Below are 20,711 nucleotides of genomic sequence, written 5' to 3'. Positions count from 1 at the left end.
TTGCCGCGACGGTCCCGTGCCCGGCTCCTAGGATCGGCGGATGTCGACCACTCGTACGTATCCGGCCAAGCCGCGCCCCGGTGACCGTGTCGCCGTCATCTCCCCGTCCTCCGGCCTCCCCGGCATCCTGCCCCGCCCCTACGAGCTGGGACTGCGCAGGCTCCGCGAGGAGTTCGGGCTCGTCCCCGTGGAGTATCCGGTGACGCGGAAGATGGGCTCGACCCCGCAGGAGAGGGCCGCCGACATCCACGCCGCCTTCGCCGACCCGGACATCAAGGCCGTGATCTCCAGCATCGGCGGCGACGACCAGATCACCGTACTGCCCTATCTCGACCGCGAGTTGCTGCGTGCCAACCCCAAGCCCTTCTTCGGGTACAGCGACAACACCAACCTGCTGGTCCTCCTCGACCGTCTGGGCATCGTCGGCTACCACGGCGGAACGGTGATGTGCGAGTTCGGGCGCCCCGGCGCGATGCACCCGCTGACCACCGGCGCCCTGAGGGCCGCACTCTTCACCAGCGGCCCCTTCGAGCTCTCCCCGGCCGAGGAGACCAAGACGGCGGACCGCCGCTGGGAGGACCCGGAGACCTTCGAATCCGAACCCGGGATGCGTCCCTGCGACGGCTGGATCTGGCACAACGCCGAGGGCCGGACCGTGAAGGGGGCGAGCTGGGGCGGGGAAGTGGTGATCGTGTCCTGGCTGCTGATGGCCGACCGGGAGATCGGGCCGGTGGAGAGTTACGCGGGCCGGGTGCTGTTCCTGGAGACGAGCGAGGAGATGCCCCCGGCGGTGGAGGTCTACCGGATCCTGCGCAACATGGGGGAGCGCGGCCTGCTCGCACAGTTCCCCGCCCTCCTCATGGGCCGCGCCAAGGACTGGTCGTTCGAGCGGCCGCTGGACGCCGAGGAACGGAAGCGGTACCGCGCGGAGCAGCACGAGGCCGTCCTGCGCGCCCTGGCCGAGTACGCCCCGGACACCATGGCGGTCCTCGACGTCGACCTCGGCCACACCGACCCGCAGCTGGTCATCCCGTACGGCGGGCAGATCGAGGTGGACGGGGTGGGGCGCCGCATCGTCGTCACCTACTGACGGCCGGGCCCGGCCGCCCTTCGTCTTTGGTCCGACCATATGGGGTGTGTGACATAGTGGGAGACCGGGTGGCGGAGGCGAGGGCGACCGGGTGATCCGGTCGAGGCAGGGGGTGCGCGATGCCCGTCGAGTGGCAACCCGTACGGCAGTCCCGTACGCATGAGCTGGTGCTCCAGAGCATCGAGGAGCGGGTGTTCGCCGGTGAGCTGAAGGCCGGTGACCGGCTGCCGCCCGAGCGCGAGCTCGCGCCGGTGCTCGGGGTCAGCCGGTCCGCGCTGCGCGAGGCGCTGCGGGTGCTGGAGACCATCGGTGTGCTCGTCGCCCAGCCGGGCCGGGGGCCGGACGCCGGGGCGCGGATCGTCCGCAACCCCGACGACGCGCTCGGACGGCTGCTCCGGCTCCACTTCGCGCTGGGCAGCTACAGCCTGGAGGACGTCCTGGAGGCGCGCGTCGTACTGGAGCGGTCCAGCTTCGAGGCCGCCGCCCGGCACGCCTCCCCGCAGGATCTCGACGAGGCGCGGGTGCTCGTCGAGGCCATGGGGAAGCCGGGCGTGGCGGTGGCGGAGTTCAACGACCTGGACACCCGGTTCCATGTGCACATCGCCCGCAGCTCCGGCAACGAGCTGACCTCCACGCTCACCTCCGCCGTCCGTGAATCGGTGCGGCCGCTGATCCTGCGGGCGCTGGAGGCGGCCGAGGACTGGCCGGCCACGGCCGCCGCGCTCAACGCCGAGCACGCCGAACTGCTGCGGCTGCTGGGTGAGGGCCGGGGCCCGTCCGCCGCCGACCTGGTCGAGCGGCACATCCGCAGCCTCCACGGCACGCTGGTCGACGAGAACCCGGGGCGGGACGAAGCGGATTCCTGAGGAAGGGGAGCGGGCTCGGGAGGGTCGATGCCCATAGTTGTCAGGTGCATGACTTTCTCTTCGGGGTCGGTCGCGTCGCGTCTTCATGTTCCGGACTGAGGCTAGTATGGTCTGACCATAAAATCGGAGTAGCGAACGGAGAGACCCTTGCGCATCGGACTCTTCGCCACCTGTCTGGGAGACACGCTCTTCCCCGAGGCGGTGAAATCGACCGCGGTCCTGCTCGCCCGCCTGGGCCACGACGTGGTGTTCCCGCCGGAGCAGACCTGCTGCGGCCAGATGCATGTCAACACCGGCTACCAGCGCGAACCCGTGCCCCTGGTGCGGAACTTCGCCGAGCAGTTCGGCGACGCCTCGTTCGACGCCGTCGTCATGCCGTCCGGATCGTGCGCCGGATCGGTCCGCCACCAGCACGAGATCGTCGCCGAGCGGTACGGGGACGCGGCGCTGCGCGCGGGCGTCGCCGCCGTCAAGGCCAAGACGTACGAGCTGTCGGAGCTGCTGGTGGACGTGCTGGGCGTCGAGGACGTCGGCGCGTACTTCCCGCACCGGGTGACGTACCACCCCACCTGTCACTCGCTGCGGATGCTGCGGGTCGGGGAGAAGCCGCTGAAGCTGCTCCGGGCCGTCGACTCGATCGACCTGGTCGAGTTGCCGGAGGCCGACTCCTGCTGCGGCTTCGGCGGCACCTTCGCGGTCAAGAACGCCGACACCTCCACCGCCATGCTCCAGGACAAGATGCGCAACATCTCCGCCACCGAGGCCGACGTCTGCACCGCCGGCGACTCCTCGTGCCTGATGCACATCGGCGGCGGACTCTCCCGGATCAGGTCGGGCACCCGCACCCTCCACCTCGCCCAGATCCTCGCCGCCACCCGTACCTCGCCGTACGTCCCCACGGAGGCCGTCCGATGAGCAGCACCTTCCTCGGCATGCCCGCGACCCCGCCCCGCTCCCCGTACGGAACGGGCAACCTCCGCGGCGACCGGTCGTTCCCCAAGGCCGCCCACGACGAACTGCGCAACGAACAGCTCCGCCGCAATCTTGGCCGCGCCACCCGCACCATCCGCGCCAAACGCCTCGACGTCACCGCCGAGCTGCCCGACTGGGAGGAACTGCGCGCGGCGGGTTCGGCCATCAAGACCGACACCATGAACCGCCTCCCCGAGCTGCTGGAACAGCTGGAGCGGAAGGTCACCGAGCGCGGCGGCACCGTCCACTGGGCCCGCGACGGCGCCGAGGCCAACGAGATCGTCGCCCGGCTGGTCCAGGCCACCGGCAGCCGCGAGGTCATCAAGGTCAAGTCGATGGCCACCCAGGAGACGGGCCTCAACGAGCACCTCGAATCGGTCGGCATCACCCCGTACGAGACGGACCTCGCCGAACTCATTGTCCAGCTCGCGCACGACAAGCCCTCGCACATCCTGGTCCCCGCGATCCACCGCAACCGCGACGAGATCCGGCAGATCTTCCTCAAGGAGATCCCCGGCGTCGACCCGGGCCTGGACAACGTGCCCGCCCATCTGGCCGCCACCGCCCGCGCCTATCTGCGCGAGAAGTTCATGACGACCAGGGTGGCCGTCTCCGGCGCCAACTTCGGCATCGCCGAGACCGGCACCCTCGCCGTCGTGGAGTCCGAGGGCAACGGCCGGATGTGCCTCACCCTGCCCGACACCCTGATCACCGTCATGGGCATCGAGAAGGTGCTGCCGCGCTACCAGGACCTGGAGGTCTTCCTCCAGCTGCTGCCGCGCTCCTCCACCGGGGAGCGGATGAACCCGTACACCTCGATGTGGACCGGCGTCACCCCGGGCGACGGGCCGCAGGACTTCCATCTGGTCCTGCTCGACAACGGACGCACCGCGGCGCTCGCCGACCGGATCGGCCGCGAGGCGCTCAACTGCATCCGCTGCTCTGCCTGCCTCAACGTCTGCCCGGTGTACGAGCGGGCCGGCGGCCACGCCTACGGATCGACCTACCCCGGACCGATCGGCGCGGTCCTCACCCCGCAGCTCGCCGGGATGCACGCGGCCAAGGGAGACCCGAACAGCTCGCTCCCGTACGCCTCCAGCCTCTGCGGCGCCTGCTTCGACGCCTGCCCGGTCAAGATCGACATCCCGTCGCTGCTGGTCGAACTCCGCCACCAGAGCACCGAGCAGACCGGCACGACGGCGGAGAAGCTGGCCATGAAGGCCGCGGCCACCGTCATGAAGCACCCGAAGCTCTTCACGGCCGCGCAGAAGGCCGGCGGCATCGGGCGGGTCATCGCCGGACGGGACGGCCGGATCTCCCATCTGCCCCCGCCGTTCGACGGCTGGAGCGAGAGCCGGGACATCGCCGCGCCGCCGAAGGAGACCTTCCGCTCCTGGCTGGCGTCGCCGGAGGGCGGCGCGACGATGCGGGCCGCCGAGGCCGAGTACCGGAAGAAGAAGGAAGAGGAGGAGGGGAAGTGACGACCGCTCGCGAAACCGTGCTGGGCCGGATCAAGGACGCCCTCGCACTCGCCCCCGCACCGCAGACCACCGTGGCGCGCGCCTACCGCACCGGCCGCACCCTTCCCGACGGCGAACGACTGGCCCTCTTCACCGACCGGCTCGTCGACTACAAGGCCACCGTGCACACCTGCACCGCCGACCGGACCGCCCAGGTCGTCGCCGAGGTGCTGGCCGAGCGCGGGGCCCGGCGGATCGGCGTGCCGGCCGGTCTCGACCCGGGCTGGCTCGACGCGTACGACGGAGAGGTCCGGCGGGACTCCGCCGACGTCCCGGCCCCCCGGCTCGACGAACTGGACGGGGTGCTCACCGCCTCGGCCGTCGGCTGCGCCGAGACCGGCACGATCTTCCTGGACGGCTCGCCGGACCAGGGGCGGCGGGCCCTCTCCCTCGTCCCCGACCTGCACGTGTGCGTCGTCGACCTGTCGGCCGTCGAGGCGGGGGTGCCGGAGGCGGTCGCCCGGCTGGTGCCGGAACGGCCGACGACGCTGATCAGCGGGCCCTCGGCCACCTCCGACATCGAACTGGAGCGGGTGGAGGGGGTGCACGGACCGCGCACCCTCGCCGTGGTCATCCGGACCGACGTGTAGCACGGAGCCGTAGGGGTGCGCGGCGCCCGCGCGCCGCGCACCCCGGCACTCAGCCGTGCGTGACGGCCACCGGCGCGAAGCCGATCCGGGTGGTCGCCCCGTCCCCGGCCCAGCGCACCTCCACGGTGTCCCCGTCCACCACCACACCGCTCACCACCGCGTCGAGCGGCGCCGCGTCCGCCTCCGCGGTCAGCGAGGCGAGCGCGACCAGCACGGCCGTCCCCCCGGCGCGCGCCGACAGCCGGGGCACCACCGCCCACGGCGTGTACGCGGTGCCCTGCGGGGCCCGGACCGTGTCCTGGGACTCCCAGCCGTGCAGGCCGTGCAGGGCGGAGGCGAGGCCGTCGTCGCGGCCGGTCGCCCAGCCGGTCTGCTCCACCAGGGCCCCGTCCGGGGCACCGGTCACCCGGTGCACCCGCAGCTCGTACCGGCCGCGCGCCACCGTGACGCTCTCCACCCGCAGCCCCGGCACCATCGGTGAGCCCGAGGTGAAGACCGGACGGTGCCAGGAGGCGGCCCAGCCCCAGCCCTCGCCCCCGCCGGCGCCCAGCGCGCGGACGATCCGGCGCTCGCTGCGCGCCCCGGCGACGACCACGGCCAGATGGTTGTCCGCCGCGTTGCCCCGGGCCGTGGGGCCGGTCACCGTGGAGTACGACTGGCGGCTGTACAGCGGATCGTCCTGGACCTGCCCCTCGCCCTCGTGCACGCGCACATGGTCGCTGCCGTGGTTGTGCAGCCGTACGATCCCGTCGGCGCCGGTCGACTGGACGAGCAGCCCCGGCGCGGGCAGGGCGAGCACCCGGTCGGGTCCCTCGCTCGGCGCGGGCTCCTCGGTCGCCGTCCACAGCGGATGCCCCTGCGGGGCGAGCAGCGCGACGAACGCCTTCGACGCCCAGTACGGCGACGCGGGCGCCGAGTAGCTCTGCAACGAGGCCTGGTGCGGGCCGTGCCAGCCCAGGTTCAGCAGCCCGTCCGTGCCCGTCGCGCCCCGGTCCAGGAAGTAGCGCAGCGCACCGCTGGCCAGCCGCCGCGAGACACCGGGCGTGAGCGGGGTGTGCCCGGTGAGGGCGCCCAGCGCGACCGAGGAGGCGGCCGCGAACCGGTAGGTCAGCGAGCGGCCGAAGTGGATCGGCGCGCCGTCGCCGCCGAACGTCAGCGAGAAGCCCGCCAGGTGTTCGCGCAGCCGGTCCCCGTAGCGCGCGGACAGCTCCGCGTCGCCCGACAGGTACGCGTCCAGCACCGGATACAGGTGCAGCGCCCAGCCGTTGTAGTGGTCGAAGGCCCGGCCGTCGCCGTCCGCGTACCAGCCGTCGCCCCGGTACCAGCCCTCCATCAGGTCCAGGGCGCGTTCCTTGGCCCGGGCGGTCTCCGCGTCACCCCGGCCCACGGACTCCAGGAACCCGGCCACGGAGTACGGGAACAGGTACCAGTTGTTGGGGGAGGGGACGTGGCGCAGCGCGTCGCGCAGCCACGCCTCGGTCCGGTCCCGCACCCCGTCGTCCAGCCGGTCCCAGAGCCACGGCCGGGTCAGCCGCAGCCCGATGGCGACCGAGGCGGACTCGACCATGGGCTGGCCGAAGACGCCGTGGTCGCGGATGAGCGGCCAGGACTCGGCGTCCTCCCGGCCGGGGGAGCGGGTCCCGGCGGCCAGCCCGTCCGCGTACCGGCCCAGCCAGCCGTGCGGGTCGCCGCCCTCCGCGCCCGCCACCCGGAAGGCGGCGGCCAGGAAGGTGCGCGCGTACCCCTCCAGGCCGTCGGAGCGCACCCCGGACGAGGACGGCCGGCCCGGCAGGTCCAGCAGGGCGCCGCCCGGGGTGGCCCACTGCCAGGCGGCCCGCAGCAGTCCGTCGGCGGCGGCCTCCCAGTGGGCCCGGGTGTAGCCGGTGTGCGGGCTCGACACCCGGTCCTCGGCGGGGAGTTCGATGGGGGAGGTCGGGTGTGCGGCGGTCATGCGAGAAACGCCAGCCTTTCGCGTCGTACGGGGTGGGCGAAGCCGTCGCCCGCGGCCCAGCGGCCGGTCTCGGTGGCCGCCAGGTCGACCAGCCGCCGCAGCTCGTTGCCCTGGGAGCCGGCGAGGTGCGGGGTGATCAGGGCGCCCGGGCACTCCCAGAGCGGGTGCGCGGCGGGCAGTTCGTCGGGGTCGGTGACGTCGAGGACGGCCCGGACACGGCCCTCGCGGAGTACGTCGACGAGCGCGTCCTGGTCGACGACCGCGCCCCGCGCGGTGTTCAGGAGCACGGCGTCCGGGCGCATCGAGGTGAGCAGCTCCCGGCTGACGAGCCCGCGGGTGGCGGGCAGCAGCGGGGTGTGGACGCTCACCACGTCGCTTTGCCCGAAGAGTTCGGCCAGGCCGACGAGGCGGACCCCCAGCTCCGCGGCCTCCGCCTCGGAGACGTACGGGTCGTGCAGCAGCACCGGCAGGTCGTAGGGGCGCAGCAGTTCGATGACGCGGCGGCCGATCATCGAGGCGGAGAGGATGCCCACGGTGCGGCCGTAGTTGCCGATGTGGCCGGGCAGCTCCAGCCAGTTCTCCCGGCGGCGCAGGGTGCGGTAGTCGTGGGACCGCTCCAGGACGCGCTTGCCGGAGAGCAGGATCATCGCGACGGTGTACTCGGCGACCGGCAGTGCGTTGGCGGCGGCGGCCGACGAGACCTCGATGCCGCGTTCCCAGCACGCCTCGGTGATGTGGCCGCGGACGCTGCCCGCGGTGTGGACCACCGCGCGCAGGCCGGGCGCCGAGGCCAGGACCTCCTCGTCGATCGGCGGGCAGCCCCAGCCGGTGATCAGGATCTCGGTCCCGGCGAGGACGGAACGGGCCCGGTCGGTGGTGAAGTCGTCGAGCACCGGCAGCGGGGCGGGCTCGCACACCGCGCCGAGCGCGGCCAGGGCCGGTCCGTCGAGCAGCGCGGTCGCGGCGGCCGGCCTCATGGCGAAGGCGGCGCGCGGCCGGTGGCGGGCGGCCGGGGTACCGGTTGCGGGGTGGGGCATCTCTCTCCTGGTGGGAGGTGCGGACGGCCGGGGCTCCGGGCACGGTTCGACGGCTTCGCCGACCGGGCGGGTACACCTCCCGCGGCCGCTGAAACGGCTCAGGGAAATCCTGATCGGCCGACCGGAACTGGTCAATAGATCGATCAAGAGAAAATAAAGCGGTCAAACGATCAGTCGGTGGCGGGTTCCACGGCCCGGGTGGACCCCCGTACCTCCAGGGCGGGCAGCAGCTCCGTCCGGCGCACCGGACCGGTCGCCCCGGCGGCCCGGGACAGCCGGAGCAGCAACAGCTCGGCCGCGGCCCGGCCGATCTCCGCCTTCGGCGGCGCCACCGCCGTCAGCGGCGGGCTCCCGAGCGCCGCGACCCCGTCGTCGTACGCCACCACCGAGCAGTCCCGGGGTACCTCGATCCCGCTCTCCGCCAGCCGCTGGACCAGCATCAGCGCGTCCACGTCGCCGTGCAGCACGGCCGCCGTGGTGCCCCGTTCCCGTATCAGCGCGGCGAGATCGGGTGCGTCGCCCCGGCCGTCGGCCGCGGCCTCGGGTGAGCTCAGCACCACCGTCCAGTCCGTCACTTCGGGGCGGTCCCGGGCGATCCCGGCGAACGCGGCACGGACGCTGCGCGCCGTCGGGCTGTCGTCGCGGGCGGCCAGCACGATCCGGCGGTGCCCCAGCGCGACCAGGTGCTCCACGGCCAGATGCGTCCCGTACCAGTGGTCGGAACAGACGGAGTCCAGGGCGTGCAGCCGGCTGCCCGGCCGGGGGCGCCGCTCCATCAGCACCGTGGGCACCCCCACCTCGGCCAGCCAGTCGTGGTCCTGTTCCTCCGCGCGGGCGCCGGGCCAGCGCGGCGCGATCAGCAGCCCGCGTGCCCCCTCCGCCAACGCACGTTCCACCAGGGGGCGTTCGGCCCCGGGTGACGGGGGAGCGATGTGCAGCGCGATCCGGATCCCGGCCTCCTCCAGGGCGGACCGGGCGCCGTGCAGGGTCTCGTACAGATAGGAGTGCCGCTCCGGTACGACCAGGGCGACCGCCCCGGCGTCCGGGGACGGCTCCCCGCCACGGCGCGCCGTGGCGGTCGCGGCCGCCACCGGATCGCCGACCGGGCGGGCCACCCCGTGCCCCCGGCGCAGCCGGCCGGACCGGGCCAGCTCCTCGACGTCGCGCCGGACCGTGACCACCGAGACGTCCAGCTCGGCCGCGAGCACGGCGACCCGGACGGCGCCGCGCGACTCCACCACGGACAGGATCCGCCGCCGCCTCAGTTCCACCGGCTCCCGCATGCTGCTGGCCCCCTCGCCGTACCGTCGTACTGTTCGTTTGAACGCTTTCGGTGGCGTCCGGCCCGCAGCATAGCGAGCGGCCCTCCCGGACCGCCGCCCGTCGGGGCGCCGTGCCGGAAGGGCCGGAGAAAGCTCGGGAGGGCGTCGGGACGGCGCGGCGCCCCGACGGCGGACCTCCCGGTCAGACGATGCCTTCCTCGATCTCCGCCTGCTCGCGGGCGTTCCCGTACGCCGAGGGGGTGCTGTACGAGCGGCGGGCGACGAACCACCACACGGTGGCCAGCACCAGCACCGCGATCAGCGCGATCGAGGCGTAGTTCATCGAGTCGACCGTCACCGGGGAGGACTGCGGCAGCAGGAACAGCACGGTCACGATGGCCACCCACACCACGGCGATCCAGCCGATCGGCTTGCTCCACCGCCCCAGGTGCCAGGGCCCGCGCTCGAACCGGTGGCCGGAGCGCAGCTTCAGGAAGATCGGGATCGCGTAGGCGGGCGTGATCCCGATGACGTTGATCGCGGTGACCGCGCCGTACGCGGTGGCGGAGTACAGCGACGGCAGCGCCAGCACCGCGGCGACGGCGACCGACAGCCACACCGCGTTGACCGGTGTCTGGGTACGGGCGCTGACCTTGCGCCACAGCGCCGAACCGGGCAGCGCGTTGTCCCGGCTGAACGCGAAGACCATCCGGCTCGCGGCGGCGACCTCGGCGTTCCCGCAGAACAGCTGCGCCGCGATCACGATCAGCAGCAGCGCGGTGGCCCCGGAGGTGCCCAGCGCGTCGATCAGGATCTGAGCCGGCGGAACCCCGGTGGGGCTGTTCTGGGTGCCCGCGTAGTCCTGGATGGCGAAGGTGAGCCCGGCGAGCAGCACGAAACCGGCGATCCAGGAGACCCAGATCGCCCGCACGATGCCCTTGGCGGCCGTCACGGAGGCGTTCGACGTCTCCTCCGACAGGTGGGCGGAGGCGTCGTACCCGCAGAAGGTGTACTGGGCGAGGAGCAGACCGATCGCCGCCACGTACAGCGGATTGTGCCAGCCGGTGTCATTGACGAACTCGGTGAAGACGAACGACGGCGACTGGTGGTGCGAGGGCACCACCGCGAGCACGACGACGATCACCGCGACCCCGGCCAGGTGCCACCACACGCTGATGGAGTTCAGCACACTGACCAGGCGGACGCCGAACAGGTTCAGCGTCGCGTGCAGCAGCAGGATGCAGAGGAAGATGATCATCGTCTTCCCCGGGGTGGGGGTGAACCCCCACTGCAGGTTCATGAACGCGCCGGTGAACAGCGCCGCACCGTAGTCGATGCCCGCGATCGCACCCAGCAGACCGAGCAGATTCAGCCAGCCGGTGTACCAGCCCCACTTCCGTCCGCCCAGCCGGTCCGCCATGTAGTACAGCGCGCCCGAGGTCGGGTAGGCGCTGGTGACCTCGGCGAGCGCCATGCCGACGCAGAGCACGAAGAGCCCGACACCGACCCAGCCCCAGAGCATCACGGCCGGACCACCGGTCGACATGCCGAAGCCGTAGAGGGTCATGCAGCCGGAGAGGATCGAGATGACGGAGAAGCTGATGGCGAAGTTGCCGAAGCCCCCCATCCGGCGGGCGAGCACCGGCTGGTAGCCCAGCTCGCGCAGCCGCTCCTCCTCGTCCCTCGGCGGTGTGGACTCCGCGCCCGACCGGGCCGGGGTGGATATGGACATCGGGAAAACCTCCATGAGCGGTACGGGAACGGGGGACGCGCGGAAAGGTCACGGGTACGGGCCGGCCGGGGGTTCCGGCGGCTCCGGTCCGTCGTTCAGCGGCGCTGCCCCCGTCCGGGGGTGCGGGGTGCGGTCAGGCAGCGGCCGCGGGCGCGGAGGAAGACCTCCTCCGCGTCCCCGGGGCCCTTGCGGTCCCGGGTGCGGTACGTCCAGGGGATCGAGGTGAAGAACGGGCCGAGCGCCTCGAACACCGCTGCCGCGTCGGCGAACTGGAGGGCGCCCCACAGGGCGTGGGCGAGGTGGTTGAGGTCGAGCAGCGAGCGTGAGAGCGGAACCGTGCGGTGGAACCACAGCTCCAGCGCACGGGCCGCGTCCCGCTCCGCGTCCTCGGTGACCCAGTGCAGGTCGAGGGCCTTCTCGTGGCCCTGCTCGCGGCGGTAGCGCTCGACCCGCACATAGAGCGGCAGCACATGCAGCGCGGAGCCGTCCGGGGCCGAGGAAGCGGCCCACTGGACGAAGTTGACCGCTTCGGAGAGGGAACCGCCGGCCCTGCGCGCGTACACGAACTGGAGCATCCGGTGGTACGCCTCGCGGTTGTACGGGTCGCGCTTGTCGGCCTCCGCCAGCAGGCCCCACGGGCCGGGGAAGAGCATCGGGCCCGGCGGATGCAGCCGGTGCTCCTCCAGCTGCTGCTGCTCGTCCAGTTGGGACAGGGCCAGCAGGCAGACCCAGGGCACCGGGTCCGCGGGCGAGGCGTTCGCCGCCGTCCGGCAGGCCTGCCAGGCCTCCTGCCACAGCTCACGGGCCCGGTGGTGGCCCTCGCGGTGGGCGCGCACCGCCCGTTCGACGACGACCCGCGCCCGCATCACCGCGGCGGCGACGCTCTGCGGCTCCTCGGCCAGCCAGGCCTGGACCGCGTCCGAACCGGCGGCCACCGCGCCGAGCACCTGGGTGCGCTGGGTCCACAGGGACCAGTCCGGTGTGTTCTCCAGAAGGCCACGCATGGACATCCAGCGTCCGGTGCGCAGATCCTGTAACGCGGCCCGCAGATCGTTGTCATGGCCGGCCGGATGGTAGACCGGCCGGAAATCACTGTTGCCCATGGACCTGCCCCGCCCCCGTACGACTACGACGGGCCGGACCGCAGGCCGGAACGCGACGGTCGAAAGATCTCCTCAGCACGTCACGCAACCCGGTGGCGGCATGGAGCCCGTGCTGACACGGAAGGCGCGGGAGCCGGTGGGGCGGTGCGCGGGGCAGGGTTTCGGTTTCATCGATCCTCTGGAACGTGGGGGGTTGAGCAGCCGTTGAACAGCGAACTGCCGCAAGGCGTCCGGTTGTTGCACGGCGGTGAGTGTAAGGCCATTACTGTCGGTCTCCGGCGCGATTCGCGGATCTTACTCAAGTCCGCTCATCCCAACGGATGTTCAAAGTCGAATCAATTGTTCGGGTGGTTCCGGTCAAGGGCCGGTCGGCCCTTGACGCGCGCGGTGGTCTGCACCACTCTGGGCGGCGAGTTCAGTGATCACCGTTCCGCTCGATCCGCCGAGCCTTCGCACCGATGGAGAGTCGATGACAGGCCCGGTACTCGCCGTGGACCAGGGCACCTCGGGAACGAAGGCACTGGTGATCTGTCCCGAGCGCGGTGTGATCGCGTCCGCTTCCGTGCCGGTCTCCGTGCGCCACGGATCGGGGGGATCGGTCGAGACCGACCCCGCCGCGCTGCTCGGCTCGGTCGTGGAGGCGGGCTGCCGGGCGTTACGGGAGGCGGGCGAGCCGGTCCACGCGGTGGGCCTCGCCAACCAGGGCGAGACGGTGCTCGCCTGGGATCCGGCCACCGGGCGCCCGCTCACCGAGGCGATCGTCTGGCAGGACCGCCGCTCCGCCGGGCTCTGCGCCGAACTCGCCGAGCACGAGGAGGAGCTGACCCGGCTCACCGGGCTCCCCCTCGACCCCTACTTCGCCGCGCCGAAGATGGCCTGGATCCGCCGCGAACTGACCCGGGAAGGCGTCGTCACCACCACCGACGCCTGGCTCGTCCACCAGCTGACCGGCGCGTTCGTCACCGACGCGGCCACCGCCGGCCGCACCCAGCTCCTCGACCTCGACCGGGTCGGCTGGTCGCCCCGGGCCCTGGGCGTCTTCGGCCTCGGCGACGAACGCCTCCCGGACGTCGTCGACTGCGACGGCACGGTCGGCACGACGACCGCCTTCGGCGGCGAACTCCCGCTGACCGGCCTCCTCGTCGACCAGCAGGCGGCCCTCCTCGCCCAGAACGCCCTGGACCCCGGCAACGCCAAGTGCACCTACGGGACCGGCGCCTTCCTCCTCGCCCAGACCGGCCCCGCCCCGCGCCGCGGCTCCACCGGACTGGTCGGCTGCGTGGCCTGGCGGCTCCGCGACCGTACGGCCTACTGCCTCGACGGGCAGGTCTACACCGCCGCCTCCGCCGTCGACTGGCTGACCGGCCTCGGGGTCATCTCCGGCGCGGCCGACCTCGACCCCGTGGGCCGGACCGTCCCCGACTCCGGCGGCGTCACCTTCGTCCCCGCGCTCGCCGGGCTCGCCGCCCCCTGGTGGCGCGGCGACCTGCGCGGATCGCTCACCGGCCTCGGCCTCGGCACCACCCGGGGGCATCTGGTGCGCGCCCTGTGCGAAGGCATCGCGGCCCAGGTCGTCGAACTCACCGAGGCGGCCGCCACCGACCTCGGCACACCGCTCACCTCGCTCCGCGTCGACGGCGGCCTGACCCGCTCCGAGCTCCTCATGCAGACCCAGGCCGACCTGCTGCAACGCCCCGTCGAGGTGTCCGCGCTCCCCGATGCCACCGCGCTCGGCGTCGGAGCCGTCGCCCGGCTCGGCCTCGACCCGCACCTCACCGTCCGCCGGGCCGTCCCCGAGTGGAAGCCCGCCGCCGTGTACGAACCCCGTATCGGCGCAGACCGGGCCGCCGAGCGCCTCGCCGCGTTCCGGACCGGCGTACAGAGCCTGCTGGACCATGCCTGACACGTACGAGAGCCGCACCATGCGCACCACGATCACCACCACCGGACCCCTGACGGCCCGGAACCCGCCGGGAACGGGCTCCGGAACCGGCCCGCCGGTCTACGACGTGACCGTCATCGGCGCGGGCGTCGTCGGCACCGCCATCGCCCGCGAACTGGCCCGCCACCCCCTGCGCACCGCGCTGCTCGACGCCTCCGACGACATCGCCAACGGCACGTCGAAGGCCAACACCGCGATCCTGCACACCGGCTTCGACGCCGTGCCCGGCACGCTGGAGGCGCGGCTCGTCCGGGAAGGAGCCCATCGGCTGCGCGCCTACGCGGCCGGGGCCGGCATCCCCGTCGAACGCGTCGGCGCCCTCCTCGTCGCCTGGGACAAGGAACAACTCGCCGCCCTTCCGGGCCTGTTGAAGAAGGCCGAACGCAACGAGTACCACGCGGCCCGGCTCCTGGACGCCGACGAGCTGCGGGCCCGCGAGCCGAGGCTCGGCCCCGGCGCCCTCGGCGCCCTGGAGATCCCCGACGAGAGCCTCGTCTGCCCCTGGACGACCCCCCTCGCCTACACCACCCAGGCCGTCCGCGCCGGAGTCCACCTCCACCTGAACTGCCGGGTACGGGACATCGGCGACGACGACGGCCTCCACACCCTCACCACCTCCCGGGGCACCCTGCGCACCCGGCACCTGATCAACGCCGCCGGACTGTACGCCGACGAGATCGACCGGCTGCTCGGCCACGACGAGTTCACCGTCACCCCGCGCCGGGGCCAGCTCATCGTCTTCGACAAGCTCGCCCGGGACCTGGTCCGCCACATCCTGCTCCCGGTCCCCACCGCCGCCGGCAAGGGCGTACTGGTCGCGCCGACCGTCTTCGGCAACGTGCTCCTCGGCCCCACCGCCGAGGACATCGACGACAAGACCGCCACCGGATCGACCGCCGAAGCCCTCGCCCTGCTGCGCGAGAAGGGCCGCCGCATCCTGCCCGACCTCCTCGACGAGGAGGTCACCGCCGTCTACGCCGGACTGCGCGCCGCCACCGGCCAGGAGGACTACCGCATCCGCTCCCGCCCCGACGAACGCCACATCACCGTCGGCGGCATCCGCTCCACCGGACTCACCGCCTCCATGGCCATCGCCGCCCATGTCGTCGGACTGCTCGGGGAATCCGTCGACCTCGGCGAACCCGCCGAACTGCCCCCCGTCACCCTGCCCAACCTCGGCGAGGCCTTCCCCCGCCCCTACCAGGACGCCGCGCTCATCGCCCGGGACCCGGCGTACGGCACCCTGGTCTGCCACTGCGAACGCGTCTCCGCCGGCGAGATCAGGGACGCCCTGGCGAGCACCGTGCCACCGGGCTCCCCGGACGGCCTGCGCCGCAGGACGCGCGCCGGGAACGGCCGGTGCCAGGGTTTCTCCTGCGGAGCCGCGGTCCGCGCCCTGTTCGAGGAGGCCCGGTCATGACCCGGCACGAACGCACCGTCGACGTCCTGATCGTCGGGGCCGGTCCGGCCGGCCTCGGCGCCGGGGCCGAACTCGCCGCGTCCGGCGCGGGCCGGGTCGAGATCCTGGAACGCGAACAGACCGCGGGCGGCGTCCCCCGCCACTGCCACCACGGCGGATTCGGCGGCCGGACGATCGGCCGGGGCACGGCCACCGGACCCGCGTACGCCCGCGACTGCGTCGCCACCGCCCTGCGCGCCGGAGCCGCCCTGCGCACCGGCGTCTCCGTCACCGGCTGGGCCGGAGAGCTCACCGTCGACACCACCGCACCCACCGGCCTCGAACGGATCACCGCCCGCGCGGTCGTCCTCGCCACCGGCGCCCGCGAACGCCCCCGCAGCGCCCGGCTCGTCCCCGGCGACCGCCCGCCCGGCGTCCTCACCACCGGCGAACTCCAGCAGGCCGTCCACCTCCACGGGCGGCGGATCGGCGGCCGCGCGGTCGTCATCGGCGACGGGCCCGTCGCCCGGGCCGCCGCCGAAACCCTGCGCGTCGCGGAGGCCGAGGTCGCCGCCCTGGTCACCGACCAGCCGACCGCCCCGTTCGCCGCCCTGACCCGGGGCAACGACCGCACCCCGGTCCTCACCCGCACCACCGTCACCGCCCTCGTCGGCCGGAAACGGCTCACCGGCGTCGCCGTCCGCCACCACGACGGCCGCACCACCACGCTGCGCTGCGACACCGTCGTCTTCACCGGCGACTGGATCCCCGAACACGAACTGGCCCGGCGCGGCGCCGTCACCCTCGACCCCGGCACCCGGGGACCCGCCCACGACCCGGACCTCCGCACCGACCGGACCGGGATCTTCGCCGTCGGCAACCTGCTGCACGGGGTGGAGAGCGCGGGCCACGCCTTCGCCGAGGGCCGCGCGGTCGCCGCCCCCGTACTGCGTCACCTGATCACCGGTACCTGGCCCGCCCACCGGCTGGCCATCGCCGTCGACGCCCCGCTGTGCTGGGTCGCCCCCAACCTCGTCGGCCCCGACGGCACCCTTCCGGCGGGCGGCCGCTTCCTCCTGCGCACCGCCGAACGGCTCACCGCGCCGCTGCTCGTCGTCCGCCAGGACGGCCGGGAACTGCACCGGGAGCGGCTGCTGCGGACCGCCGTCCCGGGCCGGTCCTTCCCGCTGCGCGCCGACTGGCTGGAGCGGGCCGAGCCGGACGGCGGCACCGTACGGATCACGCCATGCTGACCACGCGTCAGGGAATCAGCAGCCAGTCCGAACCGATGGCCGCGACCAGGCCGACGGCGAGCAGCCAACTGCCCAGTCGGGTCCGCCCGTTACGGCTCAGCTCGATCACGATCCCGCACAGGATCAGCGCCAGCCCGTACACCCCGACCACCAGGACGGACGACCGGCTGGCGATACGCAGCGCGAGAACGACCGCCATCGCGGCCATCCCCACCGCCGACAGCGCCATCCGCAACCGTCTCGCCTGGCGGGGCGTCAGCTTGCGGTCACCGGCCTCGTCGGCATCGGTGCCGGCGTCCGCCCCGAAAGCCGCCTCCACGTCGGCCGGCCCTGCCCCGGCCGCCGGCTTCTCCGCCTTCGGGCCGACGGCCGTCCCGGTGTCCGGCTTCTCCGCCGCGGCGTCCGCCTCCGCGCCCGCTTCCTTCTTCGTCCTCGCCCCCGCGACGCCCGTGTCCGCGGCTATCGGGGCGTCCACGCTCCGGCCCTGCTCCTGGTCCTGGTCAGAATTGCTCATGACGCGCGATCGTAATGGCTGCGGGCCGCCCTGTTCGCCGCTCGGTGCGACGGGCGCCGGATCCGCCCCGGAGCGGACCGCTCCCGGACCCTCAACGCACCGGACCGCACAGCCGCGGGGCCTCCGCCACCGGATCGATCCGCCGGCCGGCCGCGCCCTCCTCCGCCACCCGCTCGGCCAGCCCCTCGGCCCAGCCGATCAGCCCGGCGACCCCGATCCCGTACGGCCGGGCCGGGGCGAACCCCGCCAGCGCCACCGCCCCGCGCCGCAGCAGCTGCGCCCCGCCCGTCGCATTGCCCCGGGCCGCGTGGGTCAGCCCCACCGCCAACTGCGCGAGCCCCCGCCACAGCTCCCGTTCCGCCTCCGGGCCGGACTTCCACGCGTCCTCGAACACCTCGTGGGCATGGAACGGCATCCCCGCGTCCAGGAGCCGCTGCGCCTCGCGCACGGTCTCCTCGGGGGTACGAACCACCCCCTCCGGCTGCCGGGCGATCCCCTCGCTCCCGTACGGAAGCGGGCGGCCCAGCCCGTCACGCGGGCGCGCGTTGCGTGCCCGGCCCCCGGCGTCGCGGTCCCTGCGATTTCCGTCCACTCCACGATTGTGCCCGCACCCGCGCTGAACTGTCCGAACCACTGTCCGTGGACCAGTGTTCACGACTAGTGTCGAAAACCACACGCATCACCCTTGGGGAGGGTAGGGATGAAGCCGTCCCGGCCGCTGTACGAACGCGAACCGGAACTCGCCGCCGCCGCGGAGGCGGTGGACGCACTCTGCGGTGCCCAGGCCGTCGGCGGGCTGCTGATCTTCAGCGGTGAGGCCGGTATCGGCAAGACCGCGCTGCTCGCCGAGGTCCAGGCGATGGCCGCCGACCGCTGCACGGTCTGGTCGGCACGGGGCGGCGAAACGGTCACCTCCGTGCCGTTCCACGTCGTGCGCCAACTGCTCCAGCCCGCGTTCGACCGGTTCCCGCCCGACGAGGTGCGGGCCCTCTTCGGCCCCTGGTACGAGGTCGCCGCACCGGCCCTCGGCCTGGCCGAGCCGACCGGCCCGCAGCCCGATCCGCAGGGCGTGCGGGACGGTCTGGACTACGTCGTCGCCCGGCTCGCCTCCCGGCTGAGCCACCGTCCGCTGCTGCTCGTCATCGACGACGCGCACTGGGCGGACGGCGAATCCCTCGCCTGGCTCGCCTCGTTCACCGCCCGCCTGAACGAGCTCCCGGTCCTGGTCGTCCAGGCCCACCGCCCGGAGGAGTTCGCCGCCCGCGAGAAGGAGGACGGAGTGGGCGGCGCCCACCCCGCCCAGGTCCGCGTCGCGCTGCGCGCCCTCACCCCGGACGCCACCGCGGAGCTGGTCCGCACGGCCCTCGGCGAACACGCGGACGACCCCTTCTGCCGCGAGGTGTGGGCGGTCACCGGCGGAAACCCGTACGAGGCGGTCGAGCTCGTCGCCAAGGTGCAGGACCGCGAGCTGGTCCCGCTGGACGAGTCGGCCGGACTGCTGCGCGAGCTCGGCGCCTCCGCCCGCGGCAGCGGCCTCGTCGCCCGGCTCGAACGGCTCGGCACCAACGCCACCCGCTTCGCCTGGGCCGCGGCCGTTCTCGGCACCGACATCTCCCAGGACCTGGCCGCCACCCTCGCCGGAATGACCTCGGCCGAGGCCGCCGACTGCACGGCGCGGCTGCGCGAGGCCCGGATCGTCACCGGCTTCGACCCGCTGGAGTTCGTCCACCCGCTCATCGCGAGCGCGATCTACCGCGCCATCCCGCCGGCCACCCGCACCGCCATGCACGGCCGGGCCGCCTGGGCGATCAACCGGGCCGGACTCGGCCCCGCCGCGGCCTCCCGGCACCTGCTGGAGGTCCACCCGGACGACGACCAGGAGCTCGTCGAGCAGCTCCGCGAGGCGGCCAAGCAGCACCTCGCCGTCGGCGCCCCGGAGGCCGCCCGCCGCTGCCTCGAACGCGCCCTGCGCGAACCCCCGCGCGAGCGCGTACAGGCCACCCTGCTGTACGAGCTGGGCTGCGCCACCCTGCTCAGCTCCCCGGCCACCACGGTCCAGCACCTGCGCAACGCGCTCGACATGCCGGGGCTCGACGACGACCAGCGGGTCGACGCCACCTACCGGCTCGCGGCCGCGCACTCGCACAACAACCAGCTCAAGGAGGCGGCGAGCGCACTCGCCGCGGAGGCCGCCCGCACCGCCCCGGGCCCCGGCCTGATGCGGCTCCAGGCCGCCCACTTCCTCTGGGAGGGCATGCAGGCCACCGAGGAGGACGGCCCCGGCCGCTCCGCCCGGCTCGCACGCAACGCCGACCATCTGCACGGCCGCGACAACGCCGAACGCGCCCTGCTCACGCTCCGGGCCTTCGACGCCATGGTGCGCGGCGAGAACGCCCAGCTCGTCGTAGACCTCTGCGAACGCGCCCTGGTCGGCGGACACCCGGCCAGGGGACTCGGCTGGACCGACGCCGAATGGGGCTTCGAGCTGCCGACCCTGGTCGGCATCACCTATGCCTTCACCGACCATCTCGACCGTGCCGAGGAGCTCTTCGGCGAGGCGGTCCGCGCCTTCGAGATCTCCGGCTGGAGCGGCGCGCACCTCGCGTTCGCGCACACGCTGCTCGGGCTGGTCCACCGCCGCCGCGGAAGGCTGGCGGAGGCCGAGGGCTTCCTGCGCGAAGGGCTGCGCCTCGCCGACCGGGTGGGCAGCGGACTGCCGGTCCACTGGGACGCCGCCTGCCTGCTCATCGACACCCTGGTCGCCCGGGGCCGGGTCACCGAGGCCCGCGAGATCGCCGACCGCTACACCTTCGAGGCGCCCTACCCCAGCGCGATGGTGCTGCCCGACGGCCCCTGTGTACGCGGCAGGCTGCTGCTGGCCGAGGGCCGGACCAAGGAAGCGATCGTCGAGCTCGAAGCGGCGGGCCAGAAGCTCGAACCGCGCGGCAGGTTCAACGGTGTGTGGGCGCCCTGGGCCGGTGATCTCGCCCGCGCCCTGGCAGAGGAGAACCCGGACCGCGCCGCCCAACTCGCCGCCACCGCACGGGTGCACGCCGAGCGCTTCGGCACGGAGACCGCGATCGGCGAGGCCCTGCACTGCCTCGCCCTGTTCGCCGCTCCCGAGGAGGCCACCCGCCTGCTCTCCGAGGCGGTCCGCCACCTGGAGTCGTCCCCGTCCGCGTACGAACACGCGCTGGCCCTGGTCGACTACGGCATCGCGATCCGCTCGCCGCGCGAACTCGCCCGGGCATACAAACTGGCCACCGCCTGCGGCGCGGAGTCCCTGGCGAACCGCGCCCACCAGGCACGGGCGTCGATCCGGTCCTCGGAGTGAGGTAATGTTTGTCCTGCGAGGCCGCCCGGCAACACCGGGGCGGAACATCGCATCGGGACGTGGCGCAGCTTGGTAGCGCACTTGACTGGGGGTCAAGGGGTCGCAGGTTCAAATCCTGTCGTCCCGACTGGAGACAGTCGCAGGTC

The 20,711-nt window shown here is 73.4% G+C and carries 16 protein-coding genes and 1 tRNA gene; 10 read left to right on the top strand and 7 right to left on the bottom strand.

From position 1 onward, the window contains the following. Positions 1-40: 40 nt before the first annotated feature. From ACIQGQ_RS26445 to ACIQGQ_RS26425, 5 genes are all read left to right on the top strand, one after another. Positions 41-1,090, top strand: a complete 1,050-nt coding sequence (locus ACIQGQ_RS26445; protein WP_402399758.1) for a S66 peptidase family protein — start codon at positions 41-43, stop codon at positions 1,088-1,090. 119 nt (positions 1,091-1,209) lie between these two features. Next, on the top strand, positions 1,210-1,956 hold the full coding sequence (locus ACIQGQ_RS26440; protein WP_402399755.1) for a FadR/GntR family transcriptional regulator: 747 nt from the start codon (positions 1,210-1,212) through the stop codon (positions 1,954-1,956). 147 nt (positions 1,957-2,103) lie between these two features. Then, complete coding sequence (locus tag ACIQGQ_RS26435) at positions 2,104-2,871, top strand: (Fe-S)-binding protein (RefSeq protein ID WP_402399752.1); 768 nt, start codon at positions 2,104-2,106, stop codon at positions 2,869-2,871. Then, the gene (locus ACIQGQ_RS26430) at positions 2,868-4,409 is read left to right on the top strand and encodes a lactate utilization protein B (protein ID WP_402399749.1); all 1,542 of its coding nucleotides are present in this window, start codon (positions 2,868-2,870) and stop codon (positions 4,407-4,409) included. Before ACIQGQ_RS26435 ends, ACIQGQ_RS26430 begins: the two co-directional genes overlap by 4 nt. Continuing rightward, positions 4,406-5,038, top strand: coding sequence for a lactate utilization protein C (locus ACIQGQ_RS26425; RefSeq protein WP_402399747.1), 633 nt, complete (start codon positions 4,406-4,408; stop codon positions 5,036-5,038). The genes ACIQGQ_RS26430 and ACIQGQ_RS26425 overlap by 4 nt, the downstream gene beginning before the upstream one ends. Positions 5,039-5,087: 49 nt before the next feature. Here ACIQGQ_RS26425 and ACIQGQ_RS26420 read toward each other — a convergent pair whose 3' ends face one another. The 5 genes from ACIQGQ_RS26420 to ACIQGQ_RS26400 form a co-directional block, all read right to left on the bottom strand. Further along, positions 5,088-6,989, bottom strand: a complete 1,902-nt coding sequence (locus ACIQGQ_RS26420; protein ID WP_402399745.1) for a DUF2264 domain-containing protein — start codon at positions 6,987-6,989, stop codon at positions 5,088-5,090. Further along, complete coding sequence (locus ACIQGQ_RS26415) at positions 6,986-8,026, bottom strand: hydroxyacid dehydrogenase (RefSeq protein WP_402399742.1); 1,041 nt, start codon at positions 8,024-8,026, stop codon at positions 6,986-6,988. The genes ACIQGQ_RS26420 and ACIQGQ_RS26415 overlap by 4 nt, the downstream gene beginning before the upstream one ends. Before the next feature lie 170 nt (positions 8,027-8,196). Further along, positions 8,197-9,309, bottom strand: coding sequence for a substrate-binding domain-containing protein (locus tag ACIQGQ_RS26410; protein WP_402399739.1), 1,113 nt, complete (start codon positions 9,307-9,309; stop codon positions 8,197-8,199). A gap of 181 nt (positions 9,310-9,490) precedes the next feature. Beyond that, positions 9,491-11,020: an amino acid permease gene (locus ACIQGQ_RS26405; protein ID WP_402399736.1), complete on the bottom strand. Its 1,530-nt coding sequence runs from the start codon at positions 11,018-11,020 to the stop codon at positions 9,491-9,493. 95 nt (positions 11,021-11,115) lie between these two features. Continuing rightward, entirely contained in the window at positions 11,116-12,123 is a 1,008-nt protein-coding gene (locus tag ACIQGQ_RS26400) for a hypothetical protein (protein ID WP_402399734.1), read from the bottom strand. Positions 12,124-12,592: 469 nt separating this feature from the next. Here ACIQGQ_RS26400 and ACIQGQ_RS26395 point away from each other — a divergent pair, with 469 nt between their 5' ends. From ACIQGQ_RS26395 to ACIQGQ_RS26385, 3 genes are read left to right on the top strand one after another with little or no spacing between them, the layout of a single operon-like run. Beyond that, positions 12,593-14,026 carry an FGGY family carbohydrate kinase gene (locus tag ACIQGQ_RS26395; RefSeq protein WP_402399731.1) on the top strand — a complete coding sequence of 478 codons (1,434 nt, stop codon included), beginning with the start codon at positions 12,593-12,595 and terminating at the stop codon, positions 14,024-14,026. 19 nt (positions 14,027-14,045) lie between these two features. After that, positions 14,046-15,485, top strand: a complete 1,440-nt coding sequence (locus ACIQGQ_RS26390) for an NAD(P)/FAD-dependent oxidoreductase (RefSeq protein ID WP_402400187.1) — start codon at positions 14,046-14,048, stop codon at positions 15,483-15,485. Next, positions 15,482-16,717, top strand: a complete 1,236-nt coding sequence (locus ACIQGQ_RS26385) for an FAD-dependent oxidoreductase (protein ID WP_402399728.1) — start codon at positions 15,482-15,484, stop codon at positions 16,715-16,717. The genes ACIQGQ_RS26390 and ACIQGQ_RS26385 overlap by 4 nt, the downstream gene beginning before the upstream one ends. 7 nt (positions 16,718-16,724) lie before the next feature. Here the strand turns inward: ACIQGQ_RS26385 and ACIQGQ_RS26380 are convergent, their stop codons facing one another. Both ACIQGQ_RS26380 and ACIQGQ_RS26375 read right to left on the bottom strand, forming a co-directional pair. Continuing rightward, positions 16,725-17,231 carry a hypothetical protein gene (locus ACIQGQ_RS26380; RefSeq protein WP_402399725.1) on the bottom strand — a complete coding sequence of 169 codons (507 nt, stop codon included), beginning with the start codon at positions 17,229-17,231 and terminating at the stop codon, positions 16,725-16,727. Between the two features lie 91 nt (positions 17,232-17,322). Further along, positions 17,323-17,823 (bottom strand): DUF309 domain-containing protein, encoded by a 501-nt coding sequence (locus tag ACIQGQ_RS26375; protein WP_402399722.1) that lies wholly within the window; start codon positions 17,821-17,823, stop codon positions 17,323-17,325. Positions 17,824-17,931: 108 nt separating this feature from the next. Here ACIQGQ_RS26375 and ACIQGQ_RS26370 point away from each other — a divergent pair, with 108 nt between their 5' ends. Then, a complete protein-coding gene (locus tag ACIQGQ_RS26370) occupies positions 17,932-20,565 on the top strand; it encodes an ATP-binding protein (protein WP_402399721.1) in 2,634 nt (877 codons plus the stop codon). Between the two features lie 53 nt (positions 20,566-20,618). Next, a tRNA-Pro gene (locus ACIQGQ_RS26365) sits at positions 20,619-20,692 on the top strand. The last annotated feature ends 19 nt before the right edge of the window (positions 20,693-20,711 follow it).

The organism is Streptomyces sp. NPDC092952, assembly GCF_044754785.1.
GTDB lineage: Bacteria > Actinomycetota > Actinomycetes > Streptomycetales > Streptomycetaceae > Streptomyces.
Note: the sequence above shows the minus strand (reverse complement) of the source record. Positions and strands in the feature narration are given on the sequence as shown.

What these genes read in the sequence shown, in the direction of transcription:
- ACIQGQ_RS26430 (WP_402399749.1), top strand. Translation starts at nt 2,868, where the DNA reads ATGAGCAGCACCTTCCTCGGCATGCCCGCGACCCCGCCCCGCTCCCCG.
- ACIQGQ_RS26415 (WP_402399742.1), bottom strand. Translation starts at nt 8,026, where the DNA reads ATGCCCCACCCCGCAACCGGTACCCCGGCCGCCCGCCACCGGCCGCGC.
- ACIQGQ_RS26380 (WP_402399725.1), bottom strand. Translation starts at nt 17,231, where the DNA reads ATGAGCAATTCTGACCAGGACCAGGAGCAGGGCCGGAGCGTGGACGCC.
- ACIQGQ_RS26405 (WP_402399736.1), bottom strand. Translation starts at nt 11,020, where the DNA reads ATGTCCATATCCACCCCGGCCCGGTCGGGCGCGGAGTCCACACCGCCG.
- ACIQGQ_RS26385 (WP_402399728.1), top strand. Translation starts at nt 15,482, where the DNA reads ATGACCCGGCACGAACGCACCGTCGACGTCCTGATCGTCGGGGCCGGT.
- ACIQGQ_RS26400 (WP_402399734.1), bottom strand. Translation starts at nt 12,123, where the DNA reads ATGGGCAACAGTGATTTCCGGCCGGTCTACCATCCGGCCGGCCATGAC.
- ACIQGQ_RS26440 (WP_402399755.1), top strand. Translation starts at nt 1,210, where the DNA reads ATGCCCGTCGAGTGGCAACCCGTACGGCAGTCCCGTACGCATGAGCTG.
- ACIQGQ_RS26390 (WP_402400187.1), top strand. Translation starts at nt 14,046, where the DNA reads ATGCGCACCACGATCACCACCACCGGACCCCTGACGGCCCGGAACCCG.
- ACIQGQ_RS26420 (WP_402399745.1), bottom strand. Translation starts at nt 6,989, where the DNA reads ATGACCGCCGCACACCCGACCTCCCCCATCGAACTCCCCGCCGAGGAC.
- ACIQGQ_RS26370 (WP_402399721.1), top strand. Translation starts at nt 17,932, where the DNA reads ATGAAGCCGTCCCGGCCGCTGTACGAACGCGAACCGGAACTCGCCGCC.
- ACIQGQ_RS26395 (WP_402399731.1), top strand. Translation starts at nt 12,593, where the DNA reads ATGACAGGCCCGGTACTCGCCGTGGACCAGGGCACCTCGGGAACGAAG.
- ACIQGQ_RS26445 (WP_402399758.1), top strand. Translation starts at nt 41, where the DNA reads ATGTCGACCACTCGTACGTATCCGGCCAAGCCGCGCCCCGGTGACCGT.
- ACIQGQ_RS26410 (WP_402399739.1), bottom strand. Translation starts at nt 9,309, where the DNA reads ATGCGGGAGCCGGTGGAACTGAGGCGGCGGCGGATCCTGTCCGTGGTG.